Annotated in this window: 22 protein-coding genes and 1 other RNA gene; 8 read left to right on the forward strand and 15 right to left on the reverse strand. The window is 63.0% G+C overall.

Annotated features, from left to right (window positions below):
* Window positions 1–44: 44 nt before the first annotated feature.
* The 3 genes from DFO46_RS21930 to rimP are packed head-to-tail and all read right to left on the reverse strand — an operon-like array spanning window position 45 to window position 2,995.
* Window positions 45–728: an RNA-binding protein gene (locus tag DFO46_RS21930; RefSeq protein ID WP_120279080.1), complete on the reverse strand. Its 684-nt coding sequence runs from the start codon at window positions 726–728 to the stop codon at window positions 45–47.
* Entirely contained in the window at window positions 728–2,341 is a 1,614-nt protein-coding gene (gene nusA / locus DFO46_RS21935; RefSeq protein ID WP_110793887.1) for a transcription termination factor NusA, read from the reverse strand. Before nusA ends, DFO46_RS21930 begins: the two co-directional genes overlap by 1 nt.
* Window positions 2,342–2,398: 57 nt before the next feature.
* The gene (gene rimP / locus DFO46_RS21940) at window positions 2,399–2,995 is read right to left on the reverse strand and encodes a ribosome maturation factor RimP (RefSeq protein ID WP_120279126.1); all 597 of its coding nucleotides are present in this window, start codon (window positions 2,993–2,995) and stop codon (window positions 2,399–2,401) included.
* Window positions 2,996–3,234: 239 nt separating this feature from the next.
* Between rimP and DFO46_RS21945 the strand changes: the two genes are divergently transcribed.
* A complete protein-coding gene (locus DFO46_RS21945) occupies window positions 3,235–4,863 on the forward strand; it encodes an MFS transporter (protein WP_120279081.1) in 1,629 nt (542 codons plus the stop codon).
* Between the two features lie 12 nt (window positions 4,864–4,875).
* Here the strand turns inward: DFO46_RS21945 and DFO46_RS21950 are convergent, their stop codons facing one another.
* Window positions 4,876–6,135, reverse strand: coding sequence for a lytic murein transglycosylase (locus tag DFO46_RS21950; RefSeq protein ID WP_120279082.1), 1,260 nt, complete (start codon window positions 6,133–6,135; stop codon window positions 4,876–4,878).
* Window positions 6,136–6,158: 23 nt separating this feature from the next.
* A complete protein-coding gene (gene recR / locus DFO46_RS21955) occupies window positions 6,159–6,764 on the reverse strand; it encodes a recombination mediator RecR (protein ID WP_110793884.1) in 606 nt (201 codons plus the stop codon).
* A 58-nt stretch (window positions 6,765–6,822) separates the two neighbouring features.
* Here recR and DFO46_RS21960 point away from each other — a divergent pair, with 58 nt between their 5' ends.
* On the forward strand, window positions 6,823–7,443 hold the full coding sequence (locus DFO46_RS21960) for an MOSC domain-containing protein (protein ID WP_183041993.1): 621 nt from the start codon (window positions 6,823–6,825) through the stop codon (window positions 7,441–7,443).
* A 9-nt stretch (window positions 7,444–7,452) separates the two neighbouring features.
* Here the strand turns inward: DFO46_RS21960 and DFO46_RS21965 are convergent, their stop codons facing one another.
* Complete coding sequence (locus DFO46_RS21965) at window positions 7,453–8,046, reverse strand: TetR/AcrR family transcriptional regulator (RefSeq protein ID WP_120279083.1); 594 nt, start codon at window positions 8,044–8,046, stop codon at window positions 7,453–7,455.
* A 79-nt stretch (window positions 8,047–8,125) separates the two neighbouring features.
* Between DFO46_RS21965 and DFO46_RS21970 the strand changes: the two genes are divergently transcribed.
* Window positions 8,126–9,013, forward strand: coding sequence for an alpha/beta fold hydrolase (locus DFO46_RS21970; RefSeq protein WP_120279084.1), 888 nt, complete (start codon window positions 8,126–8,128; stop codon window positions 9,011–9,013).
* Here DFO46_RS21970 and DFO46_RS21975 read toward each other — a convergent pair.
* The 3 genes from DFO46_RS21975 to ffs all read right to left on the reverse strand — a co-directional run bounded on the left by DFO46_RS21975 (window position 9,010) and on the right by ffs (window position 11,442).
* Window positions 9,010–9,333 carry a YbaB/EbfC family nucleoid-associated protein gene (locus tag DFO46_RS21975; protein WP_110793880.1) on the reverse strand — a complete coding sequence of 108 codons (324 nt, stop codon included), beginning with the start codon at window positions 9,331–9,333 and terminating at the stop codon, window positions 9,010–9,012. The two genes, DFO46_RS21970 and DFO46_RS21975, sit on opposite strands and share 4 nt — an antisense overlap.
* Window positions 9,334–9,383: 50 nt before the next feature.
* The gene (locus DFO46_RS21980) at window positions 9,384–11,264 is read right to left on the reverse strand and encodes a DNA polymerase III subunit gamma/tau (protein ID WP_120279128.1); all 1,881 of its coding nucleotides are present in this window, start codon (window positions 11,262–11,264) and stop codon (window positions 9,384–9,386) included.
* Between the two features lie 81 nt (window positions 11,265–11,345).
* Window positions 11,346–11,442, reverse strand: an RNA gene (gene ffs / locus DFO46_RS21985) — signal recognition particle sRNA small type.
* Between the two features lie 90 nt (window positions 11,443–11,532).
* On the opposite strand from ffs, the gene DFO46_RS21990 reads away from it, so the two are divergent.
* Together DFO46_RS21990 and nudC are read left to right on the forward strand one after the other, a co-directional pair.
* Window positions 11,533–11,940 carry an HIT family protein gene (locus tag DFO46_RS21990; protein WP_120279085.1) on the forward strand — a complete coding sequence of 136 codons (408 nt, stop codon included), beginning with the start codon at window positions 11,533–11,535 and terminating at the stop codon, window positions 11,938–11,940.
* Window positions 11,937–12,896, forward strand: coding sequence for an NAD(+) diphosphatase (gene nudC / locus DFO46_RS21995; protein ID WP_120279086.1), 960 nt, complete (start codon window positions 11,937–11,939; stop codon window positions 12,894–12,896). Before DFO46_RS21990 ends, nudC begins: the two co-directional genes overlap by 4 nt.
* Window positions 12,897–12,976: 80 nt before the next feature.
* Here the strand turns inward: nudC and DFO46_RS22000 are convergent, their stop codons facing one another.
* Together DFO46_RS22000 and DFO46_RS22005 are read right to left on the reverse strand one after the other, a co-directional pair.
* Entirely contained in the window at window positions 12,977–13,828 is an 852-nt protein-coding gene (locus DFO46_RS22000; RefSeq protein WP_110793877.1) for a prephenate dehydratase, read from the reverse strand.
* 13 nt (window positions 13,829–13,841) lie between these two features.
* Complete coding sequence (locus DFO46_RS22005; RefSeq protein ID WP_120279087.1) at window positions 13,842–14,597, reverse strand: 3-deoxy-manno-octulosonate cytidylyltransferase; 756 nt, start codon at window positions 14,595–14,597, stop codon at window positions 13,842–13,844.
* A gap of 155 nt (window positions 14,598–14,752) precedes the next feature.
* Between DFO46_RS22005 and DFO46_RS22010 the strand changes: the two genes are divergently transcribed.
* Window positions 14,753–15,439: a cytochrome c family protein gene (locus DFO46_RS22010; protein ID WP_120279088.1), complete on the forward strand. Its 687-nt coding sequence runs from the start codon at window positions 14,753–14,755 to the stop codon at window positions 15,437–15,439.
* Between the two features lie 82 nt (window positions 15,440–15,521).
* Here the strand turns inward: DFO46_RS22010 and DFO46_RS22015 are convergent, their stop codons facing one another.
* A complete protein-coding gene (locus tag DFO46_RS22015; protein ID WP_120279089.1) occupies window positions 15,522–16,466 on the reverse strand; it encodes an AEC family transporter in 945 nt (314 codons plus the stop codon).
* 376 nt (window positions 16,467–16,842) lie between these two features.
* On the opposite strand from DFO46_RS22015, the gene DFO46_RS22020 reads away from it, so the two are divergent.
* The gene (locus tag DFO46_RS22020) at window positions 16,843–17,835 is read left to right on the forward strand and encodes an adenosine kinase (protein ID WP_120279090.1); all 993 of its coding nucleotides are present in this window, start codon (window positions 16,843–16,845) and stop codon (window positions 17,833–17,835) included.
* Here the strand turns inward: DFO46_RS22020 and DFO46_RS22025 are convergent.
* Window positions 17,828–18,370: an SH3 domain-containing protein gene (locus DFO46_RS22025; RefSeq protein WP_120279091.1), complete on the reverse strand. Its 543-nt coding sequence runs from the start codon at window positions 18,368–18,370 to the stop codon at window positions 17,828–17,830. The genes DFO46_RS22020 and DFO46_RS22025 overlap by 8 nt on opposite strands.
* Before the next feature lie 200 nt (window positions 18,371–18,570).
* Between DFO46_RS22025 and DFO46_RS22030 the strand changes: the two genes are divergently transcribed.
* Window positions 18,571–19,575 (forward strand): D-glycerate dehydrogenase, encoded by a 1,005-nt coding sequence (locus DFO46_RS22030; protein ID WP_110793871.1) that lies wholly within the window; start codon window positions 18,571–18,573, stop codon window positions 19,573–19,575.
* Between the two features lie 21 nt (window positions 19,576–19,596).
* On the opposite strand, the gene DFO46_RS22035 is transcribed toward DFO46_RS22030, so the two are convergent.
* Window positions 19,597–20,073 carry a GNAT family N-acetyltransferase gene (locus DFO46_RS22035; protein ID WP_245422689.1) on the reverse strand — a complete coding sequence of 159 codons (477 nt, stop codon included), beginning with the start codon at window positions 20,071–20,073 and terminating at the stop codon, window positions 19,597–19,599.
* Window positions 20,070–20,831 carry a molybdopterin-synthase adenylyltransferase MoeB gene (locus tag DFO46_RS22040; RefSeq protein WP_120279130.1) on the reverse strand — a complete coding sequence of 254 codons (762 nt, stop codon included), beginning with the start codon at window positions 20,829–20,831 and terminating at the stop codon, window positions 20,070–20,072. Before DFO46_RS22040 ends, DFO46_RS22035 begins: the two co-directional genes overlap by 4 nt.
* Between the last annotated feature and the right edge of the window lie 32 nt (window positions 20,832–20,863).

Genomic DNA, 20,863 nt, shown 5'->3' on the forward strand with positions numbered 1-20,863 from the left:
ATACTGTCCTAAACCACGGAGGCCGACTTTCGACGGTGACCGCGTCATTGTGGTTTCGGGCCAGCGCTCGAGACCTGCAGCACAGGGCCGCGATAGGTTTCGAGCAGAGTTGCGCGTTTCACTACACCTTCACCCGCCTGCCCTGCAAGCGCGCAAGCATGGATAAACGCATTCTGGCCCATCAGTTCGTCCATTTCCGCCCCGGTCAGAAGGTGGAATGCGGGGATTTCCGCATCGGCTCCTGTTCCGAGGTGCCAGGCCTTTCGGGCCTGGTCGATCTTCCGTATGCCGTCTGCCGCCGCGTCCTTTGAATGGAACACCGCGATGGCCTCGCCGCTTCTGACCGCGGCCTCCACCTTGGCAGCGCCGCTGATGAACTGGCCGGCCTTGCGCGCCATGTTCATCATGCCCGTCAACTGGGCGATCAGCAGACGTTCGACGGCGGCGCCGAGGTCCGGATCCGCCTTCACATCCCGCTTCAAGGCCCGGGCGAAGAGCTTCTTCGCCACAGCCTTGTCCACCGCCTCGCGGCGAGGACTGACCCAGCATCCCCGACCGGGAAGCGTCCGCTTCAGGTCGGGAACGATTGTTCCGTCCGGTGCCGCCACGAACCGCAGCAGCGTATCGGGCGACCCGCTGTCACGGGTGACGATGCACATCCGTCCGTTCGCATCGGAGAGGTCGAAGTCGTCCTCGGTCTCCGGCGCGTCGGGCGTCAGCGCGGTCATCACGCCTCTTGCTCGACGTCGGCTTCGCCTTCCACTTCGGCCTCAGCCGTTTCGGCAGCCAGGTCTTCCTCGGTGATCCAGCCGGCCGACAGGCGAGCCTGCACGATCATGGCTTCGGCTTCAGCACGCGAGATGTCGAACTTCGAGAACAGGCCCTCGAACTTCTTCGTCTCGCCGTCCTTGCGTTCGCTCCAGCCGATCAGGTCGTCTGCGGCGCAGCCGGCGAAGTCCTCGATCGTCTTGATGCCGTCTTCGCCGAGCGCAACCAGCATGGCCGAGGTCAGGCCGTCGATCTGGCGCAGCTCGTCGGCAACGCCGAGTTCGCGGCGCTTGGCATCCATTTCGGCTTCGATCTTGTCGAGATATTCGCGCGCACGGGTCTGGATTTCCTGTGCCGTGTCTTCGTCGAAACCGTCGATCGAGGCGATTTCGTTCAGATCGACATAGGCCACTTCCTCGACCTGGGCGAAGCCTTCGGACGCCAGAACCTGGCCGACCATCTCGTCGACGTCGAGCGCATCCATGAACAGGTTGGTGCGTTCGTTGAATTCCTTCTGGCGGCGTTCCGATTCCTCGGCTTCCGTCATGATGTCGATATCCCAGCCGGTCAGCTGCGAGGCCAGACGCACGTTCTGTCCGCGACGGCCGATGGCAAGCGACAGCTGCTCGTCCGGAACCACGACTTCGATGCGCTCTGCATCCTCGTCGAGAACGACCTTGGCGACTTCAGCCGGCTGCAGGGCGTTGACGATGAAGGAAGCCGGATCCTGGCTCCACGGGATGATGTCGATCTTTTCACCCTGAAGCTCGCCGACAACGGCCTGGACGCGGCTACCGCGCATACCGACGCAGGCGCCGACCGGATCGATCGACGAATCGTTCGAGATGACGGCGATCTTGGCGCGCGAACCCGGGTCACGGGCAACCGACTTGATCTGGATGATGCCGTCGTAGATTTCCGGCACTTCCATGGTGAAGAGCTTGACCATGAACTGCGGATGGGTACGCGACAGGAAGATCTGCGGGCCGCGCTGTTCGCGACGCACGTCATAGACATAGGCGCGCACGCGGTCGCCATAACGGAAGGCTTCGCGCGGGATCATCTCGTCGCGACGGATGATGCCTTCGCCACGGCCGAGGTCGACGATCACGTTGCCGTATTCGACGCGCTTGACAGTGCCGTTGATGATCTCGCCCATGCGGTCCTTGAACTCGTCATACTGACGGTCACGCTCGGCTTCGCGCACCTTCTGCACGATGACCTGCTTGGCCGACTGCGCAGCGATACGGCCGAAATCCATCGGCGGCAGCGGATCGGCGATGAAGTCGCCGAGCTTGGCGTCGACATTGCGGTCGCGGGCCAGTTCCAGCGCGATCTGGGTCGAGTAGTCCTCGACCTTCTCGACCACCTCGAGAAGACGCTGCAGGCGGATTTCGCCGGTCTTCGAGTTGATGTCGGCGCGGATGTTCGTTTCCGTGCCGTAACGCGAACGGGCAGCCTTCTGGATCGCGTCGGCCATGGCGGCGAGCACGATTTCGCGGTCGATCACCTTTTCACGGGCAACGGCATCTGCGATCTGCAAGAGCTCGAGCCGGTTAGCACTGACTGCCATTGTCTTAGGTCTCCGTCTTCACACCCGGGCAACTGCTCTCGGGCTATGGGTCAAACGTTATTCTTCGCTGTCGTCTTCGTCGTTCTGGTTCGCGGCCTGCGCCTTGGCCAGCTTGTCGGCCCGAAGCGCGTCACGGATCAGATCGTCCGTCAAAATCAGCTTGGCTTCCGCCAGCGTATTGAACGGGATCACCACCCGCGGCTCTTCGCCATAGGCAACCTGATCGCGTTCCAGCGTGAAACCATCCTGGTTCACATCCGTGATCTTGCCGCGAAAACGCTTGCGGTTGTCCACCAGGATCGAGGTCTCGCACTTCACCAGATGGCCGTTCCAGCGGGTGAAATCGGACTTGCGCACCATCGGCCGGTCGATGCCCGGCGATGACACTTCAAGATGATAGGCCTTGTCGACCGGATCCTCGACATCCAGCACCGGCGATACGGCCATCGATACGGCTTCGCAGTCCTCGACGGTCATTGTGCCGTCGGTGCGTTCCGCCATGATCTGCAGCGTCAGGCCGTTCTGGTTCATCATGCGCACGCGAACCAGGTTGAAATCCATCGCCACGAGCACGGGCTCGATGATGTCGGCGATACGACGGTCAAGCCCCGTCTCGGTGATGATCCGTGCTTCGCCGGGACCCGGCTGCGGCATCTCTTCGGACAATCGTTTTACTCCCGATTGGATACGATCGCCAATAAAAAAGAGCGGGTCCTTCCGGGCCCACCCTTCATCTGTCGATCAAGAATTTGAATGTCATATACGCCAACGACCCGCCAATTGCAAGCTTTTCGCCGGGCCGAAAAACAATCTTGCCTTTCGTGCGTTCCACGTTGCAAGTTCACCCCCGGCTGCTTCCGCCAGTTCTCCCCCGGTCAAAGGACGAGCCACCCGTGCCCGACAGACGTTCCCCGCTTTCTCCCCTCAGCAACGAATTCTACCGGCGCATCTGGCTCGCCAGCATATCCTCCAATCTCGGCGGTCTGATCCAGGGCGTCGGTGCCGCCTGGATGATGGCCTCCATCTCGACATCGGAAAACATGGTGGCCCTGGTCCAGGCCTCCAACACCGGGCCGATCATGCTGCTCTCGCTGGTCGCCGGCGCCATTGCCGACAGTTTCGACCGCCGCCGCGTGATGATCGCCGCCCAGCTCTTCATGATCACGGTGTCGGCGCTGCTCACCCTCTTTGCCTTGCTCGGGCTCATCACTCCCTGGATCCTGCTTGGCTTCACCTTCCTGATCGGCTGCGGCACCGCGCTCAACAACCCGGCCTGGCAGGCCTCGGTCGGCGATATCGTCCCGCGCGAAGATCTCGCCGCCGCCGTCTCGCTCAACAGCATGGGCTTCAACATCACCCGCAGCGTCGGCCCCGCGATCGGCGGCATGATCGTCGCCTTCGCCGGGGCGGCGGCCGCCTTTGCCGTCAACACGCTTTCCTATTTTGCCATTGTTTATGCGCTCATCCGCTGGCGCCCGGATTTCCCGAAGAACCCTCTGCCGCGTGAACAGCTCGGCCAGGCCATCTGGGCGGGCCTCCGTTACGTCTCCATGTCACCCAATCTCGGCAAGGTGCTGTTCCGCGGCTTCGTCTTCGGCCTGACCGCCACCGCCATCCTCTCGCTCTTGCCCATCGTCGCGCGCGACCAGCTAGCCGGCGGCGCCTTGGCCTATGGCGGTCTGCTCGGCGCCTTCGGCTTCGGCGCCATCCTCGGCGCGCTTGGAAACCAGCGCCTGCGTGAAATTCTGTCTTCGGAGGATATCGTCCGCGCCGCCTTTGCCGGTTTTGCCGTCGCTGCTGCCTTAACCGGCATCAGCACTTCGATCTGGCTGACGGCCGCAGCGCTTGTGCTCGCCGGCGCCTGCTGGGTGCTGGCCCTGTCACTCTTCAATACGGTGGTGCAGCTCTCGACCCCGCGCTGGGTCGTCGGCCGCGCACTCTCGCTCTACCAGACCGCCACCTTCGGCGGCATGGCAACGGGAAGCTGGCTCTGGGGCAGCGTCGCCGAAAACGCCGGCTCGTCAGAGGCGCTGGTCGCCTCCGGCATTCTCATGATGGTGGGCGTCGCCATCGGCTTCGTTCTGCCCATGCCGGCCTTCGCCACCCTCGATCTCGATCCGCTCAACCGCTTCAATGAACCGTCGCTCCGGCTCGACATCCGCCCACGCAGCGGCCCGATCGTCATCCAGATCGATTTCGAGATCACCGATGCCGACGTCCCGGAATTCTTGAGGGTCATGGTCGAACGCCGCCGCATCCGCCTGCGCGATGGTGCCCGCAACTGGACCCTGATGCGCGACCTGGAAAACCCTGACATCTGGACCGAGACCTATCACGTGCCGACCTGGGTCGACTACGTCCGCCACAACCACCGCCGCACCAAGGCCGATGCCGAGATCACCGACCGCCTGCTCGAACTGCATCGCGGCGCGTCCCCGCCGCATGTGCATCGCATGATCGAGCGCCAGGCCATCCCGCCGTCGGATGACGTCTTCCACCAGCACCCGGTCGATCACCCGTGAGGGGCAGATCGATCACCGCAGCTTCGCCTTCAGCCCCTCGTTCGGATAACAGGTCGGCCGCATGCCCTGGCGGGCCTGCCATTCGCCGAGCGACCGGCGGGTCTTGTAACCCGGCAGCCCGTCCACTTTCCCGACGTCATAACCCTGCGCCACCAGCGCCTGTTGCATGGCAAGCACATCCGAGCGCAGCATCTTGCCGACGTCGCCCCAGGCGCCCTTGAACGCCCCGCCACCGGAACCGATCCGGTCGGCCAGATTGCCGATGAACAGCGCATAGAGGTCGGAATTGTTGTATTCCTTGATCACATAGAAATTCGGCGTGACGAGAAATTCCGGCCCGTTTGTGCCCGCCGGGACCAGCATCATCGCCTGCTGTTTCGTCTCGCTCGAGGGAAAGCCCTTGCCCGAAATCCGCTTTATGCCTTCGCCGGCCCAGCTCGAGACCAGCTTAGCCCGGTCAGGCCCTTCCTGCGCGCAGGATACTCCGTCGGGAATGGAAACCTCGTAGCCCCAGTCGCGCCCTTTCTGCCAGCCGCTCTTCACCAGATAATTGGCGATAGAGGCCAGCGCATCCGGCACCGAATTCCAGATGTCGCGCTTGCCGTCCCCGTCGAAGTCGACGGCATATTTCAGATAGCTGCCCGGCATGAACTGCGGCTGCCCGAGCGCCCCCGCCCACGACCCCATCATCCGCTCGGCCGGTACATCGCCGCTTTCGATGATATGCAGCGCCGAAATCAGCTCCTGCTGGAAGAGCGGCTTGCGGGTCGACATGAAGGCCTTGGTCGCCAGCACGTCGATTGCGCGATAGGGCAGCTTCGCCTTGCCGAAGCCGGATTCACGCCCCCAGATCGCGACGAGCACCGAATCCGGCACCCCATAAGTCGCCTCGATCTTGCGCAGCGTCGAACCATATTGCGCGGTGAGCGACCGTCCGGTCGCCGCCAGCCCCTGCAGCCGCTTTTCGGAAAAATAGCTGGCCGGTGAGGAAAATTCCGCCTGGCTCTGCGCCTGCTCCTTCGGCGGCTTGGTGCCCGGCGGTACGAGATCCGGCAGATCCCATTTCAGCACCGCCCCTTGCATCGTCCTGTCGAAGACGGATTTCTCGATGCCCCCGGTTTTCGCGGCCTGCCAGAGATCGGTCGCGATCCAGCGCTGAAACTGCGCTTCGACCTGGCTTTTCGATGGAGCCGAGGAAGCACCCACCGTTGAGCCGACAAGGAGGCCCGCCAGCAACAGCAGGCGAACAGGAATGGAAGTCAGTCTCAGCATGTAAAGCCTCCTCAAAGGAGCGGTCAGATCGCCGTGCGGGCGCGCAGCGCCGCTGACAGCGTGCCTTCGTCGAGATAGTCGAGCTCGCCGCCCACAGGCACGCCATGCGCCAGCCGCGTGATCTTCACGTCGAGCCCGGCCAGATGATCGGTGATGTAATGCGCCGTGGTCTGCCCCTCGACGGTGGCATTGACGGCGATGATGATCTCGCGGATCCCGCCCTTGGCCACCCGCTCGATCAGACCTTTGATGTTGAGATCATCAGGCCCGACCCCGTCGAGCGGCGACAGCGTGCCCCCCAGCACGTGATAGGCCGTGTTCATCGCGGTTGCCCGCTCCAGCGCCCAGAGATCAGAGACATCCTCAACAACGATGATCACGGAGCTGTCGCGCTGCACGTCGGTGCAGACGCTGCAGGGATCGATCGTGTCGACATTGCCGCAGCACGAGCAGATCTTCACCTTGTCATAGGCCTCGCCCAGCGCATGGCCGAGAGGACCGAGCAACTGGTCCTTCTTCTTGATCAGGTGCAGTGCCGCCCTGCGGGCCGAGCGGGGACCTAACCCCGGCACTTTCGCCAGCAGCTGGATCAGCTTCTCGATTTCGGGACCGGTGACTCGTTTTGCCATGGCGGTGTTTCTAGCCCATATAAGGAAGGAACGGAATCGCAGAAGAGGGAAATCTCCGATGAAAATCCTCGCCGTTTGCCTTGGCCGACCGGAAGTCTTGGCCGGCAAGAAATACAAGACCGGCATCAACAAGCTCGCCATCCAGGGGCCAATCATGATCGATGCCGAAGGCCTCGTCGGTGATGCAATCCTCGACCGCAAGCATCACGGCGGCGTCGATCAGGCCGTATACATCCAGGGCAGCCTCGATATCGACTGGTGGAGCAAAGAGCTCGGCCGGGAACTGCATCATGGCATGTTCGGCGAAAACCTCGTGATCGAAGGTCTGGAAAGCCAGATGCTCGCCGCCGGTGACCGCTTTTCAATCGGCGATGTCCTGCTCGAAATCACCTCGCCCCGCATGCCCTGTGCCACCTTTGCCGCCCACATGGGCGACCCGAAAATCGTCAAGCGCTACACACAGGCCGCCCGCCCCGGCGCCTATGCCAGGGTGCTCCAGGGAGGCATGGTCGAAGCCGGCCAGCCGGTCACCTACACCCCCTATGCTGGAGAGCGCGTCACGATGGCGGACATGATGGCGACCTACGGTCGTAAACTCAGCGACACAGATCGCGCCCGCTACCTCTCTGCGCCCGTGCATTACAAGACCAGGGATGCAATCCTCTCCGGCGAGATGTGAGCCTCCGGTTCAGATCGAACCAGCCGACGGACCCGACACGGCAAAGCGGACCAGCGCCTGCGCGGCAAGTCCGGCTTCGTGGAAATAGCTCGGATCGCGGTAGAGCATCGCCTGACTGAACGCACCGTCGATCAGCAGGCAAACCTGTCTCGCGACGCGCGCCGGCTCCGACACGCCGTTCTCCGCAAGGATCTCCGCAAACCAGGCTTCGACACGCTTCTTGTGGTCGGCGCCGATCTTGAGGGCCGGATGCCCCGGCTGGTTGACCAGTTCGGCCGCCGTGCGCAGGAACCCGCAGCCCTTCCATCCCGGCTTACGCGCCTCGGTCGCAAGATGCTCGAAGATTGCGCCGATCCGCTCGGCAAGCCCGCCCTTTGCTGTCCCATACCACCTGGCATAGCGCTGCAGGTTCGGATGGTCGCGCAGCCGAAGGTAATCCGCGATCAGCTCATCCTTGCTGGTGAAATGGTAATAGAGCGACCGCTTCGTCAGCCCGGCGGCCTCGGCCACGGCATCGACGCTCACCGCGCGGATCCCCTCGCGGTAGAACAGCCGGTTGGCGGCATCGATGATGGTGTCGCGGGTCGTTCGTTCGCTGGCCATGCGACCAATGTATACTGACCAGTGAGTATACACAACGGAAGAACCGGGTGATGATGGCGGCACGTTCGGGAGGCCGGCCATGGATGCGGAAGAGATCGAAATCAGCTGCGCGGACGGCATCCGCCTCGGCGGCCATCTCTGGCCGTGCCGTGAACCGGCCACAGCCGTCGTCATCATCAATGCCGCCACCGGCGTCGCCGCACGTTTTTACCATGCCTATGCCCGCTTCCTCGCCGCCCACGGCTTCCACACCATCACCTATGATTATCGGGGCATCGGCCAGTCACGACCGGAAACGCTGAAAGGCGTCGCCTTCCGCTGGCGCGACTGGGGCGAGAAGGATTTCGATGCCGTCCTGCAATTCGCCGCCGAAAATTTCCCGCAAAGCCAAATCCTCGTGGTCGGCCATTCGATCGGCGGCTTCCTGCCCGGTTATGCGGCGCGTGCCCCGCGCATCCGCCGCATGCTCACGATCGGCGCGCAATATGCCTTCTGGCCCGATTACCGTCCCGCCAGGCGCCGGCGCTATCTCTTGAAATGGCATGTCGTGATGCCGGCTTTGACCATGATGCTGGGTTATTTCCCCGGCCGCAGGCTCGGCTGGCTGGAAGACCTGCCCAGGGGGGTGGCCCTCGAATGGGCCTTTCGCGGTCGCCGCATCGAACGGGGCTATACCCCGGACGAAGCGTCAGACCTCCGGTCGCGCTTCTCGGCCGTCGCCGCCGAAATCCTGGCGGTCAGCGTGACGGATGACGATTTCGCCACCCCGTCCGCCATGCGTCGCGCCGCGTCCTATTATGACGGCGCGACCTTTGAGAAGGTCATGCTGAAGCCGGAAGACGCCGGAGGTTCCGAAATCGGCCATTTCGACCTCTTCCGGTCCCGCCATGAAAACGGCTTCTGGCTCGATACGCTTCTATGGCTGCGCGAGGGGATAAATCCCTGGCCGCATCGCCGTTTGGATTAAAACGGCAGTTTCATGCCCGGCGGCAGCGGAATGCCGGCAGTCACAGATGCCATCTTTTCCTGGGTCTGCGCTTCCACCTTGTCCTTGGCGTCCTTGTGGGCCGCCACGATCAGGTCTTCCAGGATCTCGACATCGTCTTCCTTGAACAGCGACGGATCGATCTTGACGCTGCGCAGCTCGCCCTTGCCGGTCAAGACGACGCTGACGAGACCGCCGCCGGATTTGCCTTCGATTTCGAGTGCGGCGATTTCCGCCTGCATCTTCTCCATCTTGCCCTGCATTTCCTTGACCTTGCCCATCATGCCCATGATGTCGCGCATCGTCGTCTCCTTGGTCTCGTGTCGATTGGTGTTTGGCGCACCTGGCGCCCTTAGAATTCGATATCGTCGCCCGGAAGAATGTCACCTTCCGCCGATTCTGCCGCCGCAGGCGGGGTCACCGGCGTGTCGTCGTCTTCGACAGCACCCGCCTTGATCCGCACGTCGGTAATCTTGGCACCGGGAAAGCGCGACAGGATCGCCGCGACGTCAGGGTCCTGCCGGGCGTCGAGAAGCCGTGCCTCACGCGTCGAATTTTCCGTCTGCACCAAGGTCGGCGAGCCGGCTTCGTTCGACAGCGTCACCCACCAGTTGATCCCGGTCCACTCGGTCAGCCGAAGCTTCAGCTCGTTGACGATGGTCGGTGGGCACTGCGTCTCCAGCCGGATCTCCAGCCGCCCCGGCTCGATCTTCACCAGATGCACGAACTGGCGAAGCTGTGCGCGCAGCACCGGGCTTCGGTTCTTCGTGCAGAGGTCGGCGATATCGTCGAGCGAGTTGACCTCGACCAGCGGCGCCGGTGCCTCCTGCACCCTAGGCTGAGCGGTTTCCAGGGTTCGCGGCAGCGCATCGCCCGCCGGCACGCTCTGCAGATGCGCCACCGGCTGGCTCATCGCCGGGCGCGGAGCGCTGTCCTGCGATGGCTGTCCCACCGCCTGCACCCGCATCGCCATCGAAGCGCCGCCGCCACCGCTGCCATTCGGGCGCGGGGCCGACGGCGCGCTGTCGCCGCCTTCGCCATTCGACATCTCAAGCAGGCGTCGCGCCGCATCCTCAGGCGAGGGGAGATGCGCCGCATGCGCCAGCCGGATCAGCACCATTTCCGCAGCCCCGGCCGGCCGAGACGACGCCTCCACCTCCGGAATGCCCTTGAGCAGCATCTGCCACATGCGCGAAAGCGTGGTCACGGCCACGCTGTCTGCCAGTTCGCCACCGCGCACCCGCTCGGCTTCGGAGAGCGACGGGTCCTGCGAGGCGGATGGAATATATTTAAGCCGCGTCACCAGATGGGTGAAATCGGCAAGATCGGTCAGCACCACCGACGGGCTGGCGCCGGCCTCATACTGGCTGCCGAACTCCAAGAGTGCGGTCGCCACGTCGCCACGCACCACATGCTCGAAGAGATCGACGATGCGTGCCCGGTCGGCAAGACCCAGCATGGCGCGCACGGCATCGGCATGCACCATGCCGCCGCCATGGGCGATCGCCTGATCGAGCAGCGACAGGCCGTCACGCGCCGAACCTTCGGCCGCGCGCGCGATCATCGCCAGCGCCTCTTCCTCGGCCTGGATGCCTTCCTTCGATGCAATGGTCGAAAACAGCCCGACGAGATCGCCCGCACTGATCCGCCGCAGGTCGAACCGCTGGCAGCGGGAGAGAACCGTGATCGGAACCTTGCGGATTTCAGTGGTGGCGAAGATGAACTTCACATGCTCCGGCGGCTCTTCGAGCGTCTTCAGCAAGCCGTTGAAGGCCGCCGTCGACAGCATGTGCACTTCGTCGATGATATAGACCTTGTAGCGCGCCGAAACCGGACGGTAACGCACCTGCTCGATGATCTCTCTGATGTCATCGATACCCGTATGCGAGGCGGCGTCCATCTCGATCACGTCGACATGCCGGCCTTCCATGATCGCCTGGCAATGTTCGCCGGGGATGCGCAGGTCGATCGTCGGCTTGTCGATCTCAGGCGTCTTGTAATTGAGTGCGCGCGCCAGAATGCGCGCCGTCGTCGTCTTGCCCACCCCGCGCACGCCGGTCAGCATATAGGCTTGGGCAATACGGCCGGTCTCGAACGCATTGGTGAGCGTGCGAACCATCGGTTCCTGGCCGACCATCAGATCGGTGAAATCCTTCGGTCGATATTTGCGGGCGAGAACGCGGTATCCGCCGGGGGCGGCCTTGGCCTCTGCTGTCGGCTCCAAATCGCTCATCGCGCTGCCAGCTTCCCCTTGCCGCCCAAAGCCGGGCATGGCACGGCCCCTGTCGAAAAAGAGGCCGGAAATGAAGATGAGGTGGGAGGCTGGCACGATGACCCGTGCCGCGCTCGTTGGGGCTGCTTCCTTCCGGACCTGACCCGGTTGGCGAGTGGCTCGTCCACCACCAACCTCCCGAGGAGACATATCGGCAATAACGCCGCCAAATGCAAGCCAAGCCAGAAAAAAACTGCTAGGCTCGCAAAAAACGAAAGGGAGAAACGCCTTGCAGCCATTCGTCCTCGACGCGCGCCTCGCGCAGGACAGCGTGTCGATCATGAAGCTCGGCCTGTGTGACCTCCGGCTGGCCAGGGACAGCCGCTGGCCATGGCTCATCCTCGTGCCCCAGCGCGCCAATGTCTCCGAGGTCTTCGATCTCACCCCGCTCGATCAGGCGATGTTGACCTTCGAGCAGGTCACTGTCGGCGCTGCCCTCAAGAAGGCGACCGGTGCCGACAAGATCAACATCGCCGCAATCGGCAACATCGTTCGCCAGCTTCATGTCCATGTCGTCGCGCGTGTAGAAAATGACACCAACTGGCCCAGCCCGATCTGGGGCTTCGGCCAGTCAGTCCCCTATGAGGAAGAGGCCATCGCGGCCATGAAGAACAGGATCCTTGAAGCATTCCAATGAAGAACTCGATTTTCCTCAATCGCGCCCCCCATCTTGAACCGAGCGAACTCACCGCCTTTTCCGGCAACCGCCTGGATCGCGACAGCGAACATCGCGACGAAACTTCGCTTGAAACCGCGCTCAAGGTCGAAGGCACCCATATCCTCGCCTTTTCGGGCACCCAGCTGGTGCTGAAACATGACGGCCAGATCCTCGATCCACTCTTTGCGCCCTATGAACTCGCCGCCCTGCAGCCGGATTTCGACCAGGCGATCCTGCTCGGCCACCAGGCGAATGGCGAGCCGCGCCTCGCTGTCCCCGTCGCGCTGAAGCCGGAGGAATTGTCGGCCGAGTTCAAACCCGCCGACCCTCGCGCTTTGTTCCGCGACGCGCTCGTCGGCGAAGACCTGCTCGGCGAAGTCGCCCAGGCTTTAAGCCTCCTGCGCTGGAATGCCGACAACAAGTTCTGCGGCCGCTGCGGCTCCCTGATGGAAACCCGCATCGGCGGCTACAAGCGCATCTGCACGGCATGCGACAACGAGATTTTCCCGCGCACCGATCCGGTCGCCATCATGCTCATCGTGGACGAAAAGAAGGACCGCTGCCTGATGGGCCGCAGCCCACGGTTCCCCGCCGGCATGTATTCCTCGCTCGCCGGCTTCATCGAGCCGGGCGAAACCATCGAAAATGCCGTACGCCGTGAAACCCGCGAAGAATCCGGCATCACCGTCGGCCGCGTTCGCTATCATGCTTCCCAGCCATGGCCGATGCCGCATCAATTGATGATCGGCTGTTACGGCGAGGCGACGACGACGGAGATCACCTTCGATTCCGTCGAGCTCGAAGACTGCCGTTGGTTCAACCGCGACGAGATCGGCACCATGCTGTCAGAGGGATCCTTCGATGGCCGCACGCTCCCCATCAAGGGCACGATCGCCCGCCGCCTCATCGAGGACTGGTACGAATGGCGGCACTGAGCAATTCCAGCAAAAGTGGGAACCGGTTTTGCGTCCGGAATTGCGCATCAATGGGGTAAGCCGCCGTTCTTTCTCGAGCCTTACAGCTTCCCCCGCATTTCATGCGCCTTGTAGACCCCAAGAATATGCACCTTCTCGGAGAAGAAACGCAGCTCCTCGAGCGCGCGTTTCACCGGTGCGTCCTCCGGATGCCCTTCGATATCGGCATAGAACTGGGTCGCAATGAACTTGCCGCCGATCTGGTAGCTTTCGAGCTTGGTCATGTTGACGCCATTGGTCGCAAAGCCGCCCATTGCCTTGTAGAGGGCCGCCGGAATATTGCGCACATTGAAGACGAAGGTGGTGATGAAGCGTTCGTCCGGGCTCGTCCGCTTCGGTTCGTCCTGATCCCGGGACAGGACCACGAAGCGGGTCACATTGTTTTCCGAATCCTCGACGTTTTCTGCCAGGATCTCGAGACCGTAGAGCGAGGCGGCAAGCCGGGGCGCCAGCGCCGCCATGCTGCGGTCGCCCTTTTCCGCCACCTGCTTGGCAGCCCCGGCCGTGTCACCCGCCACCACGGCCTTCCAGCCATGGCTGCGGATGATCTTGCGGCACTGCCCGAGCGCATGGATATGGCTGTGCACGGTCCGGATCTCGTCCAGCTTCACCCCCGGCAGCACCATCAGCTGAAAGCGGATCGGCATGAAATACTCGCCGACGATATGCAGGCGCGAGAGCGGCAGGAGATAGTGGATGTCGGCGACCCGGCCGGCCAGCGTGTTTTCGATCGGGATCATCGCGAGATCGACTTCGCCGGTCTCCAGCGCCACGAAGGCATCCTCGAAGGTCGGGCAGGGCAGGGGCTCCATGGTCGGGAACATGTCCCGGCAGGCCATGTCGGAATTGGCGCCGAAGTCGCCCTGGAAGGAAATCTTGTTGGTGGGAGCCAAGGGAATGAGGTCCTTAGTTGGAGGAGGCTGAAAGGATCAGCCGGGCCTTGTCGAGATCGGCGGGCGTGTCGACGCCGAGCGGAACCGTCTTCACCACTTCGACATCGATGCGCATGCCCGCTTCCAGCGCGCGCAGCTGTTCAAGCGATTCCCGCTTTTCCAGAGTCGAGGGTGAAAGTGCAACGAAACGTTCAAGGGCTTCGCGGCGATAGGCGTAAAGCCCGATGTGATGATAGAGCGGACCGGCACCATGCGGCGCAGTCGCCCGGGTAAAGTAGAGCGCCCGCAGACGACTGTCGGAAAGCGGCGATCCGACCACCTTCACGACGTTCGGATTGGTCTTCTCGTGGTCGTCGACGATCTCGACCGTCAGCGTCGCGATATCGACCGCCGGGTCCTCCAGCGGCCGCAGCGCCGCGCGAATGGTCTGTGGATCGATCGTCGGCAGGTCGCCCTGCACATTGATCACGATCTTGGCGTGCCCATCCGGGTCGACCTTGGTAAGCGCCTCGAAAATCCGGTCCGAGCCGGATTGATGATCGACCCGTGTCATCACCACCTCGAAGCCGGCGGCCTCGACCGCGTCATGGGTCCGCTGATCGTCCACGGCCACGATGATTCGCCCGACATCGGCTTCCTGCGCCCGTTTTGCCACCTGCACGATCATCGGCAGGCCGGCAATATCGGCCAGCGGCTTGCCTGGCAAACGGGTGGATGCCATGCGGGCGGGGATGAGGACGAGCGTTTCGTCGCTTTTGCCGGCATTCATTCTCGTAACCCCTTCAAATCACCGCACGGAAGTGTCAAAAAGTCCCAGTTGCGGGACCATAATCGTGTTGCAAGTGTTATGCAAAAGACATAGGTTCCGCGCGATTTCAAGATCGCCCGGTTGCTGATCGGCCGGCTGCATGGGGAGCTTTGCAGATGAACTCTAAAATGAATATGGCCGTCGGTGCCCTTCTGGGAACCGTCTTCGTGCTGATGTCCGTGTCTATCGCTTCGGAAGGCATCTTCCACTCGGAAACCCCCGAGAAGGAAGGCTTTGCCATCGTCGCTGAAGCAGGGGACGCACCGGCTGCCGAAGAAGCTGCGGCTGCAACGCCGATCGCCGTCCTGCTGGCGAGCGCCGATGCCAAGGCCGGCGAAGGCGTCTTCAAGAAGTGTGCGAGCTGTCATAGCATCGAGAAGGGCGGGCCGAACAAGGTCGGTCCCGACCTGTGGGGCGTTGTCGACCGTCCGATCGCCAGCCACGAAGGCTTCAGCTATTCGGCGGCCATCACCGAATTCTCCAAGGGCGGCACCGAGCACTGGACCTTCGACCACCTCAACGCCTTCCTGACGGCGCCGAAGAAGCACATCCCAGGCACCGCCATGGGCTTCGCAGGTCTGAAGAAGGACGACGAACGCGCCAACCTGATCATGTATCTGCACACCCAGGCCGATAACCCGGTTCCGCTGCCGTCTCCTGACGCTGCAGCGGCACCCGCCACCGAGGCCGCACCTGCCGCTGCTGCACCTGCGGAGGCTCCGGCCGAAACGGCGCCTGCCGCTCCGGCAGAGGCTCCTGCCGCACCCGCAGAACCGGCTCCGGCTCAGCCAGCAACGCCGTAATCGGCGCCGCAGACTGATTGTTTCAAATCCTGTGCAAGTTTTCGCCCGGCCCTCGTGGTCGGGCGTTTTCTTTGCCGAAGCGTCAGAGCAGCAACAAGGCCCAGAGCGAAACGCTGAGCACGCCGACCGCCGTCGACAGCGTGATGACGGAGGCGGCGAGCCCCTGGCCGACGCCGAACCGGTTGGCGATCAGCCAGGCATTGATGCCTGTCGGCACCGAGGATGTCAGCACCAGCGCTGCCGTCCATTGCGGCGAAAGTCCCAGCAGATGCGAGGTGAGCCAGACCGACGCCGGCATCACCACCAGCTTCACCGTCGATATCGTGCCGGCGATCCGCACATTGCCCAGCATTCCGTATTTGTTGAGCGTCATGCCGAGCGATATCAGGGCAAGCGGTGCTGCCGTGCCGGCCACCTGGCCCACCAGCCCGTCGATCATCTTCGGCAGCGGCCCGCCAATGATCTGGACCACCATGCCGGCAATCAGGCCGATCACCAGCGGATTGCGCAGGAGGTTGAGGCCCACCTGCCGCGAGACGGCGAGAATGCCATGCGATGGCTGCCCGCTCGTCTTTTGCTCGGCCCGTTCCATCAGCACGGTCCCGATGATCATCATCAGCGGCAGATGGATGGCGAGCAGGATCGACATGGCGACGATCCCCTCCGGCCCGACCGTCCGTTCCACCAGCGGAAGGCCGATAAACACGTTGTTGGCGAAGGCCGAGGAGACGCCGGCCAGCACGCCTTCCCGCCGATCCCGACCGAAAAGCCGGGTCGCGATCAGGTGGCCGATGGTCCAGGCAACCAAGACGCCGGCAAAATACGATATCCAAAGGCGGAAAGGCGAGGCTCCGTGAAAATCGGCATTGGCGATGGTCCGGAACAGCAACATCGGCACCGCCACATTGAACACGAAGGCGCCGAGACCGTCACCGACCGAAGCCGAGAGGATCTTCAGCCGCACCAGCAGAAAGCCGAACAGAATGAGGATGAAGATCGGCAGGACGTCTTGGGCAATGGCGGTCATGAAATGTCGAATCGTTGGGGAGAGAAAGCCTATTCATAGGAGCAGGGAGCTGCGGCGCCAATGACAAACCTGTCCCGGTGACAGGTCCGGTTTCCGAAAGGAAGGTGTTTGCAGGCTCCAGAACGTCAAAAAGCAGGCCATGCCTGCTTTTTCGCCCGGCTCATCCGGGATGAGGGTTGCCGCCAGTACATCCGTGGTCGGCACCCGAAAGGAAAGCCTTGATGGCCTTCGCGAGCGACAGGGGAGCGCTGCTCGCATCTCCGGATAACCCGGATCGGTGACATCGGCATGACAGTGCCGGGGAGGGCGTCTTTTCTCTTTCCTAACCCATAAAAACGACTATGACCGACGAGCGATAAATTCGGAGCCCCATTTCATGAGCCAGTTCGATGTCCTGACCGTCGGTAACGCGATCGTCGACATTATCTCCCGCTGCCAGGATCAGTTCCTGATCGACAACGGGATCACCAAGAGCGCGATGAATCTGATCGACGCCGAGCGTGCCGAACGGCTTTATTCCCTGATGGGGCCTGCGGTCGAAGCCTCCGGCGGCAGCGCCGGCAACACCGCCGCCGGCATCGCCAGTTTCGGGGGCAAGGCCGCCTATTTCGGCAAGGTTGCCCAAGACCAGCTCGGCCATATCTTCACCCACGACATCCGCGCCCAGGGCGTGCATTTCGAGACGGCAGCCGGCACCACCCAGCCGCCGACCGCCCGCAGCATGATCTTCGTCACCGAAGACGGCGAGCGCTCGATGAACACCTATCTCGGCGCCTGCGTCGAATTCGGCCCCGAAGATGTCGAGCCCGAGGTCGTTGCCCAGTCCAAGGTCACCTATTTCGAAGGTTATCTCTGGGATCCGCCGCGCGCCAAGCAGGCCATCCTCGATTGCGCCCGCATTGCCCATGAAAACGGCCGCGAAATGTCGATGACGCTGTCCGACAGTTTTTGCGTCGGCCGCTACCGCGAAGAGTTTCTGGAGCTGATGCGCTCGGGCACCGTCGACATCGTCTTCGCCAACGAGCAGGAAGCCCTCTCGCTCTACGAGACGGACGACTTTGCCGAAGCCCTGACCCGCCTGTCGGCGGATTGCAAGCTGGCAGCGGTGACCATGGGCGATCAGGGCGCCGTCGTGGTCAAGGGCGACGAGCGTATTCGCGTGCCCGCAACCGAAATCGGGAGCCTCGTCGACACGACGGGTGCCGGCGATCTGTTCGCTGCCGGTTTCCTGTTCGGTTATACCAATGATCGCACACTGGAAGATTGTGCCCATCTCGGCTGTTACGCCGCTGGCATCGTCATTCAGCAGATCGGACCGCGCCCGATGATGTCATTGAAGCAAGGTGCTGCCGAGATCGGCCTTATTTGAAGGCCTCGCCCGGATAGGCGCCCCAGATTTCTTCCTGTGAAACCCAGCCGGTGACGCCTTGCGTCTCGGCCTTGCACCAGTTGCCGTTGCACTCTTCGACTTTGACGACGACACCCGGCTCGAGCTTGGCGATGACGGCGGCAGACGACATGGAATCACGCCGCATCATTACATAGACATTGCTGCCCTTGCCGCGCATCCAGGGCGCGGCCACGGCCGTGCGCTGGCCGGACAAGAGCGTCTGGCTCACCCAGCCTTCGGTGCCGTCGGCATCGCGGATCTGCCGCCAGTTTTCATATTCGCGGATGATCTCGACCGGCAGCCCCGATTTCAGGTAGCGCCAGGAGACGGCATAGTCCGTGCTCGGCCCGATCCTGAGATTGACCTTTTCGGCCTTGAGGCTGACGAAACGCGGAAGCGGCAGGCCGCTCGATCCTTTGGTGGTCGACTGGGCGAGACCCGGTGGTGTCCCCGCGATCAGGAACAGGGCGAGGGCACCGGAGAGAAGGCTGACTCGGGACAGGTTCACAGACATGATCGTTCCGGACTAAGCGATGGAAACAAAGGACGTATCTGCCCTTTTGGGGCGGGCTTGCGGGGAGCCCGGGACAAATCAGCAACGCCTCGACGAGTTTTGTTTGTCTTCCCCGACGGGTTTGCTAGAAATTGCCCTTCAAGGGAGAGAGTATCCTCCGCGTTGGTTAACGAGTTCTGAACAAGGCATCGAACCATCCCATGACGAACAGGAAAAGACCCTCGGTCTATATCACCCGGAAACTGCCTGACGCCGTGGAAACGCGCATGCGCGAGCTCTTCGAGGCCGAGCTCAACATCGACGACAAGCCCCGCACGCGCGAAGAGTTGATCGCCGCCGTCAAGTCCTGCGACGTGCTGGTCCCGACCGTCACCGACCGCATTGATTCGGGCCTGATCGAGGAAGCCGGCCCGCAGCTGAAGCTGATCGCCAGCTTCTCCAACGGCACCGACCACATCGATATCGATGCTGCCGCGAAGAAGGGCATCACGGTCACCAACACGCCGAATGTGCTGACCGAAGACACCGCCGACATGACCATGGCGCTGATCCTCGCCGTGCCCCGCCGCCTCGTTCAGGGCGCCCGCGTGCTGATGGATCGTCCCGGCGAATGGGAAGGCTGGTCGCCCACCTGGATGCTCGGCCGCCGCATCTGGGGCAAACGCATCGGCATCATCGGTATGGGCCGCATCGGCACGGCGGTCGCCCGGAGAGCCAAGGCCTTTGGCCTGTCGATCCATTATCACAACCGGAAACGGGTCAATCCCGCGACCGAAAACGAGCTCGAAGCCACCTATTGGGACAGCCTCGACCAGATGCTGGCGCGCGTGGACATCGTCTCGGTCAATTGTCCCTCGACGCCTGCCACCTTCCATCTGCTCTCGGCCCGCCGCCTCGCCCTGCTGCAGCCGACCAGCTACATCGTCAACACCGCCCGCGGCGACATCATCGACGAGGATGCGCTCATCCAGTGCCTGCGCAACGGGCGGATCGCCGGCGCCGGGCTCGATGTCTTCGAGAACGAGCCGGCCGTCAATCCGAAGCTGGTCAAGCTGGCCAACGAAGGCAAGGTTGTCCTCCTGCCGCACACCGGATCGGCCACCATCGAAGGCCGCATCGACATGGGCGAGAAGGTGATCATCAACATCCGCACCTATTTCGACGGCCACCGCCCGCCCAACCGGGTCCTGCCCAGCCGGACGTAAGAGCCGGACCTGACGGTCGCGTCAGAGCAAGGCCTTGCGCATCTCGATAAAGGTCACGCGGTCATAACCCGCATGGGCCTTCTCCGCCGTCTTGGCAAAACCCCAGGCGCCGAAGCGGTGGTGGTTTCCGACAAGCTCTATCCGCGTCTCCAGCCGAAGCGCCGGCAGCGACAGCTCCGCCGCCAGAGCCTCCGCTTGGTCCATCAGCCGCCGACCGATGCCGCGCCCCTGGGTCCCAGGCTCGACCGCAAGCTTGCCGACATAAAGGCAATCCGCCTCCGGCCGCAGATAGATGCAGCCAACCGGCACGCCCCCGTCGAGCGCGACATATCCGATCTCGTCGCGCGCCTTCTGTTCGAGGCTCGCAACCGTCAGCCGATGGGCGGAGGAGGGCGGGTCGATCACCCCGTCCATATAGGAAAAAGACCGCAGGATGAGCGCGAGCAGCGCCTCATGATCCCGAAACCCGCTGTCACCGATCCGTTCAACCGCAATCACGCGCGCTCTGCCCTTCGCTTGTACCGCACGGTCTCGAACCGCGCCGAGAGCCCGTCATACATCAGCAGCCTGCCGACCAGCGGCTCGCCGATCCCGGTAATCAGCTTGATCGCCTCCATCGCCATCAGCGTGCCGATCACCCCCGTCAGCGCCCCGATCACGCCCACTTCGGCGCAGGAGGGAATGAGCCCCTCGGGTGGCCGTTCCGGAAAGAGGTCGCGGTAACGCGGATAAAGCCCGCCATCCGGCCCGGCCTCATAAGGCTTCAGCACCGTCACCGTCCCGTCGAACCGCCCGACAGCCCCGGTCACCAGCGGCACCTTCGCCACTTCTGCCGCATCGGCCGCCGCATAGCGCGTGTCGAAATTGTCCGAGCCATCGATCAGCAGCGTCTGGCCCGCCAGATGATCCCGCGCGAAATGCGCGTCGAACCGTTCCTCGAAGCGGATCACCCGGCAATGCGGGTTGAGCCGTGCGATCGCCCGCGCCGCACTTTCCGTCTTCTGCTCCCCGAGCGTGCCGGTGTCATGGATCACCTGCCGCTGCAGGTTCGACAGCGACACCCCGTCATCATCGACGATCGACAGCGTGCCGACGCCCGCCGCCGCCAGATACTGCAGCACCGGCGATCCGAGCCCACCGGCCCCGATCACCATCACCCGCGCAGCCTTCAACAGCTGTTGCCCATGCCCGCCCACTTCGGGCAGCAGGATATGACGGTGATAGCGGGAGATCTCGTCGGGAAGCAGCGGGTCCATGGTCGCCATCATGCCACTCCATTGTGCTGGTT

This window comes from Rhizobium sp. AG855 (genome assembly GCF_003610655.1).
Lineage (GTDB): Bacteria > Pseudomonadota > Alphaproteobacteria > Rhizobiales > Rhizobiaceae > Allorhizobium > Allorhizobium wuzhouense.

Excerpts from the sequence above, each read along its gene's own strand:
- DFO46_RS21965 (WP_120279083.1), bottom strand. The coding sequence starts at position 8,046 with ATGGCCAGCGAACGAACGACCCGCGACACCATCATCGATGCCGCCAAC.
- DFO46_RS22010 (WP_120279088.1), top strand. The coding sequence starts at position 14,753 with ATGAACTCTAAAATGAATATGGCCGTCGGTGCCCTTCTGGGAACCGTC.
- nusA (WP_110793887.1), bottom strand. The coding sequence starts at position 2,341 with ATGGCAGTCAGTGCTAACCGGCTCGAGCTCTTGCAGATCGCAGATGCC.
- DFO46_RS22015 (WP_120279089.1), bottom strand. The coding sequence starts at position 16,466 with ATGACCGCCATTGCCCAAGACGTCCTGCCGATCTTCATCCTCATTCTG.
- DFO46_RS21960 (WP_183041993.1), top strand. The coding sequence starts at position 6,823 with ATGAAAATCCTCGCCGTTTGCCTTGGCCGACCGGAAGTCTTGGCCGGC.
- DFO46_RS21975 (WP_110793880.1), bottom strand. The coding sequence starts at position 9,333 with ATGCGCGACATCATGGGCATGATGGGCAAGGTCAAGGAAATGCAGGGC.
- DFO46_RS22040 (WP_120279130.1), bottom strand. The coding sequence starts at position 20,831 with ATGGACCCGCTGCTTCCCGACGAGATCTCCCGCTATCACCGTCATATC.
- DFO46_RS21930 (WP_120279080.1), bottom strand. The coding sequence starts at position 728 with ATGACCGCGCTGACGCCCGACGCGCCGGAGACCGAGGACGACTTCGAC.
- DFO46_RS21970 (WP_120279084.1), top strand. The coding sequence starts at position 8,126 with ATGGATGCGGAAGAGATCGAAATCAGCTGCGCGGACGGCATCCGCCTC.
- DFO46_RS22025 (WP_120279091.1), bottom strand. The coding sequence starts at position 18,370 with ATGTCTGTGAACCTGTCCCGAGTCAGCCTTCTCTCCGGTGCCCTCGCC.
- recR (WP_110793884.1), bottom strand. The coding sequence starts at position 6,764 with ATGGCAAAACGAGTCACCGGTCCCGAAATCGAGAAGCTGATCCAGCTG.
- rimP (WP_120279126.1), bottom strand. The coding sequence starts at position 2,995 with ATGCCGCAGCCGGGTCCCGGCGAAGCACGGATCATCACCGAGACGGGG.
- nudC (WP_120279086.1), top strand. The coding sequence starts at position 11,937 with ATGAAGAACTCGATTTTCCTCAATCGCGCCCCCCATCTTGAACCGAGC.
- DFO46_RS21980 (WP_120279128.1), bottom strand. The coding sequence starts at position 11,264 with ATGAGCGATTTGGAGCCGACAGCAGAGGCCAAGGCCGCCCCCGGCGGA.
- DFO46_RS22005 (WP_120279087.1), bottom strand. The coding sequence starts at position 14,597 with ATGAATGCCGGCAAAAGCGACGAAACGCTCGTCCTCATCCCCGCCCGC.
- DFO46_RS22020 (WP_120279090.1), top strand. The coding sequence starts at position 16,843 with ATGAGCCAGTTCGATGTCCTGACCGTCGGTAACGCGATCGTCGACATT.
- DFO46_RS22030 (WP_110793871.1), top strand. The coding sequence starts at position 18,571 with ATGACGAACAGGAAAAGACCCTCGGTCTATATCACCCGGAAACTGCCT.
- DFO46_RS21950 (WP_120279082.1), bottom strand. The coding sequence starts at position 6,135 with ATGCTGAGACTGACTTCCATTCCTGTTCGCCTGCTGTTGCTGGCGGGC.